Annotated in this window: 11 protein-coding genes; 5 read left to right on the top strand and 6 right to left on the bottom strand. The window is 72.6% G+C overall.

Annotation, left to right across the window (positions count from 1 at the left end):
• Entirely contained in the window at window positions 1-2,562 is a 2,562-nt protein-coding gene (locus tag ABGB17_RS04555; RefSeq protein WP_347626464.1) for a serine/threonine-protein kinase, read from the bottom strand.
• Window positions 2,563-2,679: 117 nt separating this feature from the next.
• On the opposite strand from ABGB17_RS04555, the gene ABGB17_RS04550 reads away from it, so the two are divergent.
• A complete protein-coding gene (locus ABGB17_RS04550; RefSeq protein WP_347626463.1) occupies window positions 2,680-3,153 on the top strand; it encodes a low molecular weight protein-tyrosine-phosphatase in 474 nt (157 codons plus the stop codon).
• The gene (locus ABGB17_RS04545) at window positions 3,150-3,962 is read left to right on the top strand and encodes a fructosamine kinase family protein (protein ID WP_347626462.1); all 813 of its coding nucleotides are present in this window, start codon (window positions 3,150-3,152) and stop codon (window positions 3,960-3,962) included. Before ABGB17_RS04550 ends, ABGB17_RS04545 begins: the two co-directional genes overlap by 4 nt.
• Window positions 3,963-3,971: 9 nt before the next feature.
• Here ABGB17_RS04545 and ABGB17_RS04540 read toward each other — a convergent pair whose 3' ends face one another.
• The 5 genes from ABGB17_RS04540 to lanKC form a co-directional block, all read right to left on the bottom strand.
• Window positions 3,972-6,038: a prolyl oligopeptidase family serine peptidase gene (locus ABGB17_RS04540; protein ID WP_347626461.1), complete on the bottom strand. Its 2,067-nt coding sequence runs from the start codon at window positions 6,036-6,038 to the stop codon at window positions 3,972-3,974.
• On the bottom strand, window positions 6,035-7,342 hold the full coding sequence (locus ABGB17_RS04535) for an MFS transporter (protein ID WP_347626460.1): 1,308 nt from the start codon (window positions 7,340-7,342) through the stop codon (window positions 6,035-6,037). Before ABGB17_RS04535 ends, ABGB17_RS04540 begins: the two co-directional genes overlap by 4 nt.
• A 155-nt stretch (window positions 7,343-7,497) precedes the next feature.
• Window positions 7,498-7,593, bottom strand: a complete 96-nt coding sequence (locus tag ABGB17_RS04530) for a class III lanthipeptide (RefSeq protein WP_347626458.1) — start codon at window positions 7,591-7,593, stop codon at window positions 7,498-7,500.
• Between the two features lie 38 nt (window positions 7,594-7,631).
• Entirely contained in the window at window positions 7,632-7,727 is a 96-nt protein-coding gene (locus ABGB17_RS04525; protein ID WP_347626457.1) for a class III lanthipeptide, read from the bottom strand.
• 63 nt (window positions 7,728-7,790) lie between these two features.
• Window positions 7,791-10,325 carry a class III lanthionine synthetase LanKC gene (lanKC, locus tag ABGB17_RS04520; protein WP_347626455.1) on the bottom strand — a complete coding sequence of 845 codons (2,535 nt, stop codon included), beginning with the start codon at window positions 10,323-10,325 and terminating at the stop codon, window positions 7,791-7,793.
• Between the two features lie 314 nt (window positions 10,326-10,639).
• Between lanKC and ABGB17_RS04515 the strand changes: the two genes are divergently transcribed.
• From ABGB17_RS04515 to ABGB17_RS04505, 3 genes are all read left to right on the top strand, one after another.
• Entirely contained in the window at window positions 10,640-11,224 is a 585-nt protein-coding gene (locus ABGB17_RS04515; RefSeq protein ID WP_347626454.1) for a sigma-70 family RNA polymerase sigma factor, read from the top strand.
• A gap of 73 nt (window positions 11,225-11,297) precedes the next feature.
• Window positions 11,298-11,507 carry a heavy metal-associated domain-containing protein gene (locus tag ABGB17_RS04510; protein ID WP_347626453.1) on the top strand — a complete coding sequence of 70 codons (210 nt, stop codon included), beginning with the start codon at window positions 11,298-11,300 and terminating at the stop codon, window positions 11,505-11,507.
• A 26-nt stretch (window positions 11,508-11,533) separates the two neighbouring features.
• Window positions 11,534-13,765 carry a heavy metal translocating P-type ATPase gene (locus ABGB17_RS04505; protein ID WP_347626699.1) on the top strand — a complete coding sequence of 744 codons (2,232 nt, stop codon included), beginning with the start codon at window positions 11,534-11,536 and terminating at the stop codon, window positions 13,763-13,765.
• Window positions 13,766-13,830: the final 65 nt, after the last annotated feature.

The following is a 13,830-nucleotide window of genomic DNA, read 5'->3' as shown; positions in this document are numbered from 1 at the left end:
TTATCCGGGTGGGGCCTGTCCGGGTGCCTTCGGAACCCGGACCTCCCTGGTCACCGAAAGGTCCTCTTCCTCGATGGCCGGATTCTCAGGAAGGGGTGGCGCGGCGGGTGTGGGAAGGCGAACGGTCAGCTGGGTGAGGGTGTCGTCGGCGTAGGCGTCCGGAATGCCGTACGGGTGCGAGGGCGGCGGCGGGACCGTGCCGGAGGGCCGGCCCCGCGGGGTGGGCCAGGCGAGGGGGAGGTGAGTGGCCTCTGGGGTCGCCAGGAGGTCGGCACGGAGTTCGGCGGGGGTGGAGCGAAGGGCCGGGTCGCGTCGCATGGCGCGAAGGATGGCCACGTGGAGGGAGCCGGAGATGTCGGCGTCGAGGTCGATCTTTCCTGCGGTGATGTTGTAGAAGACCATCTCCAGGGTGCCCTTGCCGAACGGCGGGCGGCCGGTGAGGGCGAAGCACAGGACAGCCCCGAGGGCATGCACGTCGGACTTGTAGTCGTCCACCAGGCCCTCGATGGTCTCTGGGGCCAGGTAGCCGGGGGTGCCGATGAACATACCGGTGTCGGTGAGGTGCTCGGAGCCCTCCTCGCGGGCCACTCCGAGGTCGATGATGACCGGGCCGCGGTCCGGGGACACGATGACATTGGACGGCTTCAGGTCCAGCCGCATGATCGACTGACTGGAGAGGTACTCCACCGCCTCGGCCAGCGCGACGCCCATCTGCACGACTGCTGACGGGGGGAGCGGGCCGATCTCCCGCACGAGATCGTCCAGAGCCGTCCCCTCCACCAGCTCCAGGACCAGCGCGGGCCCGATCCGGGGGTCGTCCACCGACTGGTAGCCGGCCACAAGCTGGGGGTGGCGGGTGCGGATGGTGATCTCGGCCTCCCGCCGGAAGCGGCTGCGGGCGGTGGGGCTGCTCGCCGCAGTGCTGTAGAGCACCTTGATGGCGACGTCCCGGCGCAGGTGCAGGTCGTAGCCACGGAACACCTCACCCATGCCGCCCGCCCCGATGCGCTCGCCGATGATGTACCGGTCGGCCACCAGGTTGTCCGCCGAGGTGCCGCCGGCCGGGGGCGGCGCCGCGAACGACCGTGCGCCGCGTTCACTCTCGTGGTGGCGGGCCAGGCCGAGCAGCATCTCCTTGACGTTGTCGACGAGCTTGTACGCCGTGACCTGCGCGGCGGCGACGTCGGGGATGATGGTGGCGGTCGCGTTGAGCTCACGGACCGACTCGATCACGCCGTGCAGAGCCAGGTGGTTCAGCAGGCGGTCCACCCGGCGCCGTGAGATGCCGAGCAGCGGGTCCAGTTCGCTCTGGTGGGTGCTGCCGAGGATGTCCAGGACGCTGAACGTGCGGCCGTCGGTGCGCAGGATCCAGTCGATCACGTAATAGGCGCTCAGCCGGCGACGGTCCTCGTCGATGGGGACGGGGAACAAGAACGTGCCGGTCTCCTGGTGCAGGTCGTCCAGGAGGCGTTCCAGCTTGGCGTAGAAGCCGACGCGGTCGTTCGCCGCCGCGTCCAGCCGGATGACGGGACGGCCGTCGTCCCAGGTCACGAGCTCGTTGAACTCCTGCAGCAGGCGCCGGGGCACGCCGCGGGCCTTGAAGCTCAGGTACTGCTCCAGCTCCTCGGTGCCCCGGACGTGCTCGGCGGTCACCGTCGCGAGCAGGCGCTTGGCGGCGTCCCAGGTGCACGGCACGTACAGCCGCCAGGCGAACACGCTCTCGTAGACGCTGTTGCCGCGGCCCACGTCCTTGATGGCGTGGTCGTACAGGTCGGGGCCGCCGACCACCAGGAAGTGCACCCCGCGCATGGTCAGCACGGTCTTGAGACTGGTCAGCAGCTCCTCGACCACAGTCAGGCCGGACGGGCCCGCGGTCATCTTGTCCACCTCGTCGAGCACCACGACCAGCCGCACCCGGGCCGGGCGCCTGCTCCACAGGCGGCGCCGGGGCCGGGCGAGCCGTGGCGCGGCCTGGCCGCCGAAGGAGCGCACGATTCGGGTCAGGTCGTACTCGGCGTCGTGTTCGGAGTAGGCCAGGTAGGACGCCTCGGTGGCCAGCGTGTGTCCGCGCCTGGCCGTGATGCCGCCGCCCGGCAGGGCCTTGTCGGCCGTCAGCGAGACGCCGGCCTCGGTGGTCGCGGAGTCGGACTGCTTCAGTGTGACCGAGGTGCGCCGGTAGGCCAGTATCAGCGAACGCCGCGTGTCCTCGGGCAGGTGACGCAGGCCGCCGAGCTCGTCGAGCTGCTCGTAGGTGCGGCGCAGTACGGTGTACAACAGCCGGTCGGGGGAGACGGGACGGGCCACACTGAGCACCACGGGTACCACGATCTCGTCGGGTTCGGCCTTTTCCGCGATGCGGTGCAGGGCATGCGTCACCAGCGTGGTCTTGCCGATCCCGCGGAACCCGGTGATGAGGAAGGTGCCGCCCCGCGAGTACCCGATACGGCTCGCGAGCTCCTCGACCAGCCTTGTGTCACCGAGGAAGGGAATGGCGGTGTCCCCTACCTGCAAAGGCTCGTGGACATAACGGAAGGACGGCCGTAACGGGATCGCGTGCTCCATGCGTCTCCCCGGGAAATGCACGAATTATTGCTGACAGTAGCCCATCTCTGTGATTCACCGGTGGTTTCCGGGACCCGCCTGGGGATGTGCCGTTTCCCGGTGCTGCATGCTTGGGGCATGAGTCATCACGTCTGCTTGGTGTGCATGGGGAACATCTGCCGGTCGCCCATGGCGGAGATCGTCGTGCGGCGGGTGCTGGAGGAGCACGGGCTCGGTGAGGTGGTCACTGTGGACAGTGCGGGGACCGGGGGGTGGCATGCGGGGCAGCCTATGGATCAGCGGGCCGCGGCGGTTCTGGCGCGGCATGGGTACGACGGGTCGGTACATCGTGCGCGGCGGTTCGAGGTGGACTGGTTCGGTCGTGCTGATCTGGTGCTGGCCATGGACAACGAGAATCTCCGGGCGCTTCGGCGGCTCGCCCCGGCCGGTACGGACATCCGGCTCTTTCGGTCCTTTGATCCTGCGGCTCCCAAGGACGCGGAGGTGCCTGATCCGTATTACGGCGGGGCGGAGGGCTTTCTCGATGTTCTCCACATGGTGGAGGCGGCGGCCAAGGGGCTGGCGGAGCATCTGGCCCGCGTTGTGCGATGAAAATGGTGCGGGCGCTGGGGAGTTCCCACAACTGGGGCCGTCAGCAGGCTGAGTTGCCGGACGGGCGGCTGGTCTTCGTGAAGTCGAGTGCTTCACCGTCCGCGGCAGGGGTCTTCGCGTCCGAGGCGGCGGGGTTGCGGTGGCTGGCTGAGGCGGGTGCGGTGGGGGTGGCCGAGGTGGTGGAGGTCACTGAGCGGCGGTTGGTGCTGGGGTGGGTGGAGGCGGGGGTGGTGTCCTCCCGGGAGGCGGAGCGGTTCGGGCGGGGGCTGGCGCGGATGCACACGGCGGGGGCGGAGGGGTTCGGGGCGCCGTGGGCGGGGTTCATCGCGTGTCTGGCGATGGACAACAGGGGGGCGGGGACGTGGGCGGAGTTCTACGGGGCGCGGCGGCTGGGGCCGTTCGTGCGGGCGGCGCGTAACGAGGGGCGGTTGTCGGCGGGGGACACCGTCGTGATGGACCGGGTGGTGGAGCGGCTGCCCGTGGTCGCGGGGGCGGAGGAGCCGCCGGCGCGGATTCACGGGGACCTGTGGAGCGGGAACGTGATGTGGGGTGAGGGCGGGGTGGTGCTGGTCGATCCGGCGGCGCACGGGGGGCATCGGGAGACCGATCTCGCGATGCTCGCGTTGTTCGGGTTGCCGCATCTTGAGGTCGTGCTGGCCGCGTACGAGGAGGAGGTGCCGCTGGCGGACGGGTGGCGGGAGCGGGTGCCTCTGCATCAGCTTCATCCGCTGCTGGTGCACGTCCGGCTGTTCGGGGGGGCGTACCGGGACGACCTGCTTGACGCCGCCGCGCGGGTGCTGGCGCTCTGACCTCGGGGGTCAGGGCAGGCCGAGTTCGTGGGCGAGGAAGGACAGGGTGTCGGCGCCCACGGTGGTGGCGGCGGACGTGGGGCGGGGGCCGTGGCCCAGGTGGTCGTGGGTCTGGAGGAGGACGGGGTGCCCGGTGGTGGCGTGCTGGAGGGCGGCGGTGAGTTTGCGGGCGTGCAGGGGGTCCACCCGGGTGTCGCCGGTGAAGGCGACGATCAGGCAGGCGGGGTACGCGGTGCCGGGGCGGACGTTGTGGTACGGGGAGTAGCTGAGGAGAACGTCGAGGTCCGCCGGGTCGTCGGCGGTGCCGTACTCGGCGCGCCAGCCCCGGCCCATGCCGGACAGTTCGTAGCGGGCCATGTCGGTCAGGGGGGACATCAGGACGGCGGCGCGGTACAGGTCGGGGCGCTGGGTGATGGCGACGGCGGCGAGGAGGCCGGCGTTGCTGGCGCCGACGAGGCCCAGGTGAGTCCGGGTGGTACGGCCGGTGGTGATGAGGTGGGTGGCCGCGGCGTGGAGGTCGTCGAAGGTGGTGGGCTTGTTGTGCCGCATGCCGGCCCGGTGCCAGTGTTCGCCTTCGTCGCCGCCGCCGCGGACGCATGCCACGGCGAAGACCCCTCCGCGTTCGACCCAGGCGTGGACGTTCGGGTCGTAGGTCGGGGTCATGGAGATGCCGAAGCCGCCGTAGGCGGTGAGGAGGGTGGGGCGGGGGCCTTTGGGCCCGGCTCGGGCCAGGAGGAACATGCGGATCAGGGTGCCGTCCTTCGAGGTATAGGTCTCCTGCCATGAGGAGATGTCGTGGGGGCGATGTCTTGGAGGGCTTTCTGTGGAGTCGTGGCGCAGGATCGTGGGTGGGGTGAGGTGATCGGTGTAGGTGAACCACGCGGTGGAGGGGGCGTCGGGGGAGGTGGTGAGGTTTCGCACGGTGCCGGCGCCGGGGAGGGGGACGGTGCTGAGCTTGCGGCCTGTGGTGGCGTCTCTCACGGTCAGTTCGGCTGTCGAGTGGCGGGTGTGTGCGGTGAGCAGGCGGGGCGGTCGGGTGCCGTCGTCGTCCAGCAGGGCTATCGCCGTCAGGACCGCGCCGGTGGGGTCCTCGGGGAGGACTTCTGTCTTGGGCGCGCCGGGGGTGCCCGCGGGGAGGGTCAGGACGCGGCCCCTCGGGGCGCCGGCGGTGGTGTGCAGGTAGAGGGTGCCCTGTCGGCTGACGTGGGCCTGGGTGCGGGTGCCCGGCGGCAGGGGGATCTTGGTGAAGGTGGGGGTCCTGGTGAGGTCGGCCAGGTGGATGTGGTTGGCGGGGGTGGTGCCGGTGCGGGTGGAGACCACCAGCCAGCGGTTGTGGTCGAGGCGGATCCTGTGGGTGGTGGTGGGGTCGTTCGCCGGGGTGAACACCGGGGTGTCCTCGCCGGCGCCCAGGGTGTGCAGCCTTACGTGGGGGCCTTTTGTGTAGTAGAAGGCGGAGTCGTCGGGGAGCCAGGCGATGGTGGGGTGACGGACGCCTTGGATCGGTGGGGTGATCTGTGTGCCGGTGGTCAGGTCCACTATGTGGAGGACGCCGGTCTCGGTGCCGTCCAGGGAGGTCTGGAGAGCGAGGAGGCGGGCGGTCGGGGAGATCGTCCAGGCGTCCACGGAGAGGCGGCCTTCGGGGCCCAGGGGTGCGGGGTCGTAGACGAGGTGTTCGGTGCCGGAGGGGGCCCGGGTGTGGAGGGCCGGGCCGTTGCCGGTCTGGGCGAGGTAGAACTCCTGGTCGCCGCGGTGTACCGGGATCGATCGGGTTTTCGTCCGGCCGAGTTCCGTGAGTCTTTTGGCCCACGTGGCCCGGGAGGGGAGTGAGTCCATGTGCATGGTGGTCAGGGCCCGCTGCCGCCGTGACCACTCCGTGGTCTCCGGAGCGGTGGCGTCCTCCAGCCAGCGGTACGGGTCGGCGACCCGCCGGCCGTGCCGCACCTCGGCCGTTCCGGCGCGACGGGCGGGCGGGTGGCCGTCCACCCGGGTCGCGTCCACTGGGGTCGGTGGGTGGGCGTCCACTGGGGTCGGTGGGTGGGGGTGCTCGTGGGCTGGGGGGTGGGTGTGCTTGTTCATGGGGTTGTGGGGGGTGTGCGGGTCAGGCGGAGGACGGGGGTGAGGAGGGGGAGGGTCAGGACGGACAGGGCGGACGCCGTCCACAGGGCGGGGCGGACGCCGAGGGTGGTGCCGAGGAGGCCGCCGAGGAGCGCGCCGGTGGTGGTGCCCGCGGCGGTCAGGAGCTGGACGCTGACCGAGACGCGGCCGAGGATCTCGTCGGGCACGCGGAGGGTGACGAACGTGACGAGGCCGATGTTGGACATGGCGGCGAACAGGTGGGGCATGCCGAGGCCCAGCGCCGCGACGGCCGCGGCGGCGTGGAGCGGGCCACCGGCGAGGGGGAGCGCCACGGTGGCCACGGCGGCGCCCAGCAGGCCGAGGAGGGTCAGGCGTTCGGGGGTGAGGCGGCCGGCCAGCAGCTCGCTGAGTACGGTGCCCGCGACGCCGGAGACACCGAGCAGGACGAACAGCAGGCCGTACCACGTGGGCGGGACACCGAGGACGTTCAGCAGGAAGGGGGCGGCGAGGGCCAGGGTCATGCCGGCCACGACCTGCTGGCCGGCGAGGAACGGGACGAGGCCGCGCAGGAAGGGCTGCGTGGTGAGCAGCCGGAACCCGGCGCCGAGTTCACGGAGCAGGCGGCGGTTCCGGGGATCGGACGGGGCGGAGGTCTGAGGTGCGGGTGAGGTGGGGGCCGGGGTCTCGGGGGAGCGGAGGAGAAGGAGGGTGGTGGCGCTGGTGAGCCGGGCCAGGAGGTCCACCGCGAAGGGGACGGCGGTGGCCAGTGCGGCGGCGGGGCCGGCCAGGGCGCGGCCCAGGGTGGCGCCGGTGTATTCGCCGCGGTTGAGGCGGGCGCGGGCCGTGACGAGGTGGTCCGGGGGGACGATGCTCTTCAGGTGCACCATGTACACCGTCTCGACCATCACGCCGGCAGTGGCGATGAGGAACACGGTGGCGGCGAGGGTCCACACGCTGAGGACGCCGGCGGCGATGGCCAGCAGGGTGGCGGCGAGGGCGGCCGCGATGCCGAGGTCGCAGGCGATGAGGACGCGGCGGCGGGTGCGCAGGCGGTCGGCCCAGGCGCTGACGAACAGGCCGAACAGCGGGAGCGGCAGGCTCGCGGCGGCGGCCAGCAGGCCGGTCTCGGCGGGGGTGGCCCCGAGGGTGTCGACGGCGACCAGCGGGACGGCGATCACGGTGAACACCGAGCCGAACGCGGTGGCCGTCTGCCCGCCCCAGTAGAGGCGCAGGTCCCGGTCGGCCGGATCCCTCCTCGCCCACCGGCCGGGGCGGTGGCGGAGGCGTGTGGCGGAGGTCGTCATCGGAAGGTTCCTGCCTGGTGTGGATGTGCGGAGGTCGGTGCGGCCGGCCGCCGGGTGGTCCGGGGGCCGGCCGCGCTCGTCATTTCGTGCCGGGAGTCCGAGCCGGGTACGGCGCCGCTGAGGACGCCCGCCGTGCCCGTCCGGCCACGTGTGGGTCAGTTGGTGACGCCGCAGTGCCAGCTCAGGGTGCTGAGCGGAGCGTCCTGCTCCACCTCGGCGCCGAGCTCCTGGAGGGCCAGGATCGAGATCATGTCGGTTCACCCCCTTCCAGGGATCGAGGCGGGACAGGTCAGTTGGTGACGCCGCAGTGCCAGCTCAGGGTGCTCAGGGGAGCGTCCTGCTCCACCTCGGCGCCCATCTCCTGGAGGGAGAGGATGGTGGTCATGTCGATGTCACCTCCTTCGGAAGGCTTGGTGGCGGACCCGGCCGGTGACGGCGGCCGGGAGTCTCAGGCGTCGAGCAGGAAGTGGCCCGACGCGCCGTGGAGGACGCGGTGGAGTGCGAGCAGGATTCCCGCGTTGCCGCTCCACAGTTCGGCGCTGAAGCGCAGGGAGCCGTCGCCGAGGAAGCGGACGCCGTCGCCGTGCGGGACGGCGTACTTCACCAGGCCGCGGGCGGCGTTCAGCGCCGCGGCGGCGCTGGTGGCGTCGCCGGTGAGCTCGGCGTGGTCGGACAGGGCGAAGGCCAGCCCGGCGAGGCCCGGGTACAGGCCCGGCACGCCGGCGTAGGTCTTGGTGACGTCGGCGAGCACCCGCGGGAGCGCGGACGCGAGCCGGGCGCCGGGGTAGCGGGTCAGCGCCAGGGCGACGCCGGCCGAGCCGGTGCCGAGGTACGGCAGGGCGCGCCGGGTGGTGTCGTCGTCGGAGAAGGACAACGCGCCGCCGGGCAGCTCCAGGGCCAGGTCCAGCTCGCCGTGCAGCAGCCGCAGGCCGTGCGCCGGCCAGCGTTCGTCCCGGGTGCGCGTGCCGAGCCGGTGCAGGAACAGGGCGATGCCCGCACGGCCGTGCAGCAGGCCCCGCGCGTTCCTGGCGCCGAGCGCGGCCCGAGGGTCGCCGAGGGACGTGACGTCCTCGGCCGCCCGTACCGCGAGGTCCAGGAACCGCTGCTCGCCGGTCTCCCGGTGCAGCCGCAGCGCCGCCATGCCGGCCCCGGCCCGTCCTTCGCCCAGCGTCGCCGTGCCCGTCCCCGACGAGCCGAGGACGGGATGCCGGGCCGCCAGTTCGAGCACGTCGCAGGCCTCGTCCACGAGCCCGAGGTCCGCCAGCACCCAGCTCACCCCGGCGGCTCCGACGTGCAGGCCGGGCGGCAGCCGGTCGGCCTCGGTGACCGCACGCTTGCGGAACCGTTCCACCAGCCACGGCGGCACGTCCCCGGTGACCTGCAGCGCGTGCAGCACCCCGGCCAGCCCGTAGGCGACGCACAGCGTGTTGGTCTCGAAGCCCTGCGGGACGGTCGGCGTGCGGTCCGGGCGGACCATGCCGAGCAGCCCCTCCCTGACGTGCCCCGTGAACCGCGCGAGGCTCGCCCGCGGCCGTTCCGCGAGGTCGTCAGGCGAGGGCAGTGTCTTGTCCGGCGCCGGGTCGTGCTCGTCGTGGAAGCGCGTGGCGCGCCACCACAACCGCGCGGGCACCGGCCCCGCCTCCCGCCGCACCCAGCGCAGGTTGCCCGGACTGCGGCCGACGACGTCGTGCATCGGCATGACGAGCGCCAGCGCGATCGCGGACAGGCCGTAGTCGTCCCAGGTGAACGGGTCGGTCAGCGGCAGGCCGTCCGGCGGGGCGAACCCCTGCGCGCCCATGCGCACCAGCGGCTGCGCCACCGGGGCGCACGACTCGAAGTCCACGAGCCGGGGCCCGGCGGGCGTCACCATCACGTTGCGCGGATTGAGATCGCCGTAGCGGTACCCCGCCCGGTGGATGCGGCCGAGCAGCCCGCCCAGCCGGTCCACGATCGCCAGGCACTCGTCGTAGTAGGCGGCGAAGTCCGCGGGACCACGACCGGCCTGGACGAGCGGCGCGCGGCGCGCCATCCAGGCGTGCAGCGAGTCGCCCTCGACGAACTCGGTGACCATGAAGTCGTGTTCCCACTCGGTGAAGTGGTCCAGCGGCTCGGGACACACGCCCGGCGCCAGCCGGTGCAGGGCGCGCAGGGTGTCGTACTCGCGGCGCAGCCGTTCGGCGGCCGTCGTGCGGTCCCAGTACAGCCCGTTGTGCGCGCGTGCCTCCTTGACGAAGACGACGCGCCCGGTACGGGTGTCCCTGGCCTTGTACGACCCGCCGGCGTTGCTCGGCTGCACCGCCTGGAGGATCTCGTACCCGTTGAGCACCACCGGCCCGGGCGGCGCGGCGGCCGGCTCGCCGGTGGGGGTGAACGGGTCGGTGATCCCGGCGGGCAGGGTGAACGACACGCCCCGGGTGTCCGGCACGTCCCGGCCGTGGCCGTCGCGCACCAGGGACTCACGGGTGCCGTCCGGTCTCGTGCCGCTGCGGCGCCGGAACGCCCCGTAGCGGTAGTGGACGACCCCCGAGCCGGGGAACCGCCGGTCGCTGAGGACGTACGGCCCCCGCTCGCCGGCCAGTTCGCGGGTGAGGCGCTCCATCAGCCGGCGGGCGGTCGCCTCGTCCGGCGGGTAGAGCGCGCAGAACTTGCCCGCCTGCGGCCGCGGCCCGTGCTTGTGGTGCAGGACCAGGAAGAACGTCTCGGCGGCGATGTGCTTGAACGCCACTCGCTCGGCGAAGCAGGCGCGGGCCACGATGTCCAGCACCGCGTCCGCCCGTTCGAGCCGCGCCGACACGTGCACCTTCCAGCCCTGGTCCGGCGTCTCGACGCCCTCGGCGGTCCATCGGGTCCAGATGTCCTGTTCCGCCGAGGTCCATCCCCCGGGGACGTCGCGCGGCCGGAACCTGCGCCCGGCCTTGGTGAGTGTGCCCGGCGGCGCGTAGTACTCGGGATCGGCCTGCGCGTAGCCGTGAAAACCGATCATCGTTACTCCGGCCCCTCGCTCGATCGTGGATCTGCGTGTCCCCCGCGGCGCCTTCCGGCCCGGCGGGGCTGACTCTCACCCGGCATTACCGCGAGCCGACCGAACATCGTTCCAGTCCGTGCATTAGTACACACTCGGCGCGGCGCGCACTCCGGGACGCACGGCGGGAGGGGGGTATGTGAGCTGCGCGAACATCAGCCCAACCGGGTTCTCGATCTTCGATAGACCCAGGAAAACCCTGTGGACAAAAGCGGTACCGGCGCTGATTCTCAGGGCGGCGCACAGAACTGCCGGACTTATGGAGGCGTACGGTCATGACGGAATGTAACGGTGATCTCGCGGAGCGTTTCAGCAAGGGGGCGCCGGACGCGCTCGCGGAGATGCACGACCGGTACGCGGTGCCGTTGTTCGCGGTCGCGCTGCGCGTGCTCGGCAACCGGGAGTGGGCGGCGGACGCGGTCCAGCTCGCGTTCGTGCGTGCCTGGCGCGCGGCACCCGGTTTCGACGTCTCGCGGCCCCTGCTTCCCTGGCTGTACGCGATCGTGCGGCGCACCGCGCTCGACGTGCGCCGCGCCGAGGGCTCCTCCGCCACCGCCGTGCCGTCCGACGTGCTGGCGGACCTGGCCGACCGGGGGGCCGGGGGCGCAGGCGAGGACGACTCCTGGCTCGGCGCGCAGGTGCGCGGCGCCCTCGCCGAGCTGAACCCGCACGAGCGGGTGGTGCTGCGGATGACGTACTACGAGTCGCTGACCCAGCCGGAGATCGCCGAGGCCCTCGGCATCCCGGTCGGCACGGTGAAGAGCCGCGCCGCCCGGGCCCGCACGCGTCTGGCCGGCCTGCTGGAGGCCCGCTTACGGCGGGCCGGCCGCCCACCGGACCGGCTCGCGGAGTGCGCCTGACCCACGGAGCCTTATACCTAAGGGGGGTATGGTGTATGGTGGTGTTGACAGCCTACGGAAAGGAACGATCCCCATGACCGCCACGTACACCGTCCAGGGAATGACCTGCGGCCACTGTGTCAGCTCGGTGCAGGAGGAGGTCGGGGCGGTCCCCGGTGTGACCGGCGTCCGGGTTGATCTCGCGACCGGCGTGCTGACCGTGGAGGGTGACGCGGCGGACGACCGCGCCGCCATCGCCACCGCCGTCGAGGAGGCCGGCTACCAGGTGGTAGACCGGTCATGAGGGGCGCGGCGCGGGAGGGGAACGCGATGCACGGGAACGGCGGGCGGCCGGCCGGTGAGTCGGTCGAGCTGACGATCGGCGGCATGACCTGCGCGTCGTGCGCCAACCGCATCGAGCGCAAGCTCAACAAGCTGGACGGCGTCACCGCGACGGTCAACTACGCCACCGAGAAGGCCAGGGTCGAGTTCCCCGGCGGCCTGGACCCGCGCGACCTGATCGCCGAGGTCGAGAAGGCCGGGTACACCGCCACCCTTCCCGCGCCGCCCGAGAAGCCCGAGGACGAGACCCCTGAGGACGGGCTGCGGCCACTGCGGCAGCGCCTGGTCATCTCGCTGGTCCTGTCGGTCCCGGTGATCGCCATGGCGATGGTCCCGCCGCTGCAGTTCACCTACTGGCAGTGGCTCTCCCTCACGCTGGCCGCGCCCGTGGTCGTGTACGGCGGCTGGCCGTTCCACCGCGCGGCGTGGACCAACCTGCGGCACGGCGCCGCCACCATGGACACGCTGGTGTCGCTCGGCACGCTCGCCGCGTTCGGCTGGTCGTTGTGGGCGCTGTTCCTCGGCGACGCGGGCATGCCGGGCATGACCCACGGCTTCGAGTTCACCGCCGAGCGCGTGTCGGGCGCGTCCAACATCTACCTGGAGGCGGCGGCGGGGGTCACCGCGTTCATCCTGGCCGGGCGCTACTTCGAGGCCCGCGCCAAGCGCCGCGCCGGGTCCGCGCTGCGGGCCCTGCTCGACCTCGGCGCCAAGGACGTCGCGGTGCTGCGCGGCGGCACCGAGACCCGCGTGCCGAGCGACCGGCTCGCGGTCGGCGACCGGTTCGTGGTGCGCCCCGGCGAGAAGATCGCCACGGACGGCGTGGTCGAGGAGGGGTCCTCCGCGGTGGACGCCTCGATGCTGACCGGGGAGCCGGTCCCCGTCGAGGTGGGGCCCGGCGACGCGGTCACCGGCGCCACCGTCAACGCCGGGGGCCGCCTGGTGGTGCGGGCCACCCGGGTCGGGGCGGACACCCGGCTGGCCCAGATGGCCAAGCTGGTGGAGGAGGCCCAGTCCGGCAAGGCCCAGGTGCAGCGCCTCGCCGACCGCGTGTCCGGCGTGTTCGTGCCCGTCGTGATCGCGCTGGCCGTCGGCACGCTCGGCTACTGGCTCGGCACGGGCGCCGGCACCGCCGCCGCGTTCACCGCGGCCGTCGCCGTCCTCATCATCGCCTGCCCCTGCGCCCTCGGCCTCGCCACCCCGACCGCCCTGCTGGTCGGCACCGGCCGCGGCGCCGCCCTCGGCATCCTGATCAAGGGCCCGGAGGTCCTGGAGTCGACCCGCCGTGCCGACACCGTGGTGCTCGACAAGACCGGCACCGTCACCGAGGGCCGGATGACCCTGGTCGAGACGATCCCCGCCTCCGGCGAGGACCCCGCAGAGATCCTCCGCCTGGCCGGCGCCCTGGAACACGCCTCCGAGCACCCCATCGCCCAGGCCGTCGCCCGCGCCGCCGCCGCGGCCGGAGAGCTGCCCGCCCCCGAGGACTTCGCCAACGTCCAGGGCCTCGGCGTCCAGGGCGTCGTGGACGGCCACGCCGTCCTGGTCGGCCGCCCCCGCCTGCTCGCCGACTGGTCCCAGCACCTCACGCCCGAGCTTGAGCGCGCCGTGGAGCAGGCCCACGCCACCGCACGCACCGCCGTCGCCGTCGGCTGGGACGGCAGGGCCCGCGGCGTCCTGGTCGTCGCCGACACCGTGAAGCCCACCTCCGCCCAGGCCGTGGCCGACCTGCGCGCCCTCGGCCTCACCCCGTACCTCCTCACCGGCGACAACGAGACCGCCGCCCGCACCGTCGCCGCGGAGGTCGGCATCGAGCACGTCATCGCCGAAGTCCTCCCCGCCGACAAGGTGGACGTGGTGAAACGCCTCCAGTCGGAAGGCCGCACGGTCGCCATGGTCGGCGACGGCGTCAACGACGCCGCCGCCCTGGCCCAGGCGGACCTCGGCCTGGCCATGGGCACCGGCACCGACGTGGCCATCGAGGCCTCCGACCTCACCCTCGTCCGCGGCGACCTGAGAGTGGCCGCCGACGCCATCCGCCTCTCCCGCCGCACCCTCACCACCATCAAGGGCAACCTCTTCTGGGCCTTCGCCTACAACGTCGCCGCCCTCCCCCTCGCCGCCGCCGGCCTGCTCACCCCCATGATCGCCGGCGCCGCCATGGCCTTCTCCTCAGTCTTCGTCGTCACCAACAGCCTCCGCCTCCGCCGCTTCCGCTGACGCCCGCCCTGGAGCGATTCAGGAGCCGACGACGTGGATCGCGCACCGCGGCCCGATCGCCCGGC

The sequence above is a fragment of the Sphaerisporangium sp. B11E5 genome (genome assembly GCF_039871875.1).
Taxonomy (GTDB): Bacteria; Actinomycetota; Actinomycetes; order Streptosporangiales; family Streptosporangiaceae; genus Sphaerisporangium.
Note: the sequence above shows the minus strand (reverse complement) of the source record. Positions and strands in the feature narration are given on the sequence as shown.

What these genes read in the sequence shown, in the direction of transcription:
- ABGB17_RS04550 (WP_347626463.1), top strand. Translation starts at nt 2,680, where the DNA reads ATGAGTCATCACGTCTGCTTGGTGTGCATGGGGAACATCTGCCGGTCG.
- ABGB17_RS04545 (WP_347626462.1), top strand. Translation starts at nt 3,150, where the DNA reads ATGAAAATGGTGCGGGCGCTGGGGAGTTCCCACAACTGGGGCCGTCAG.
- ABGB17_RS04505 (WP_347626699.1), top strand. Translation starts at nt 11,534, where the DNA reads ATGCACGGGAACGGCGGGCGGCCGGCCGGTGAGTCGGTCGAGCTGACG.
- lanKC (WP_347626455.1), bottom strand. Translation starts at nt 10,325, where the DNA reads ATGATCGGTTTTCACGGCTACGCGCAGGCCGATCCCGAGTACTACGCG.
- ABGB17_RS04525 (WP_347626457.1), bottom strand. Translation starts at nt 7,727, where the DNA reads ATGACCACCATCCTCTCCCTCCAGGAGATGGGCGCCGAGGTGGAGCAG.
- ABGB17_RS04535 (WP_347626460.1), bottom strand. Translation starts at nt 7,342, where the DNA reads ATGACGACCTCCGCCACACGCCTCCGCCACCGCCCCGGCCGGTGGGCG.
- ABGB17_RS04510 (WP_347626453.1), top strand. Translation starts at nt 11,298, where the DNA reads ATGACCGCCACGTACACCGTCCAGGGAATGACCTGCGGCCACTGTGTC.
- ABGB17_RS04555 (WP_347626464.1), bottom strand. Translation starts at nt 2,562, where the DNA reads ATGGAGCACGCGATCCCGTTACGGCCGTCCTTCCGTTATGTCCACGAG.
- ABGB17_RS04515 (WP_347626454.1), top strand. Translation starts at nt 10,640, where the DNA reads ATGACGGAATGTAACGGTGATCTCGCGGAGCGTTTCAGCAAGGGGGCG.
- ABGB17_RS04540 (WP_347626461.1), bottom strand. Translation starts at nt 6,038, where the DNA reads ATGAACAAGCACACCCACCCCCCAGCCCACGAGCACCCCCACCCACCG.
- ABGB17_RS04530 (WP_347626458.1), bottom strand. Translation starts at nt 7,593, where the DNA reads ATGATCTCGATCCTGGCCCTCCAGGAGCTCGGCGCCGAGGTGGAGCAG.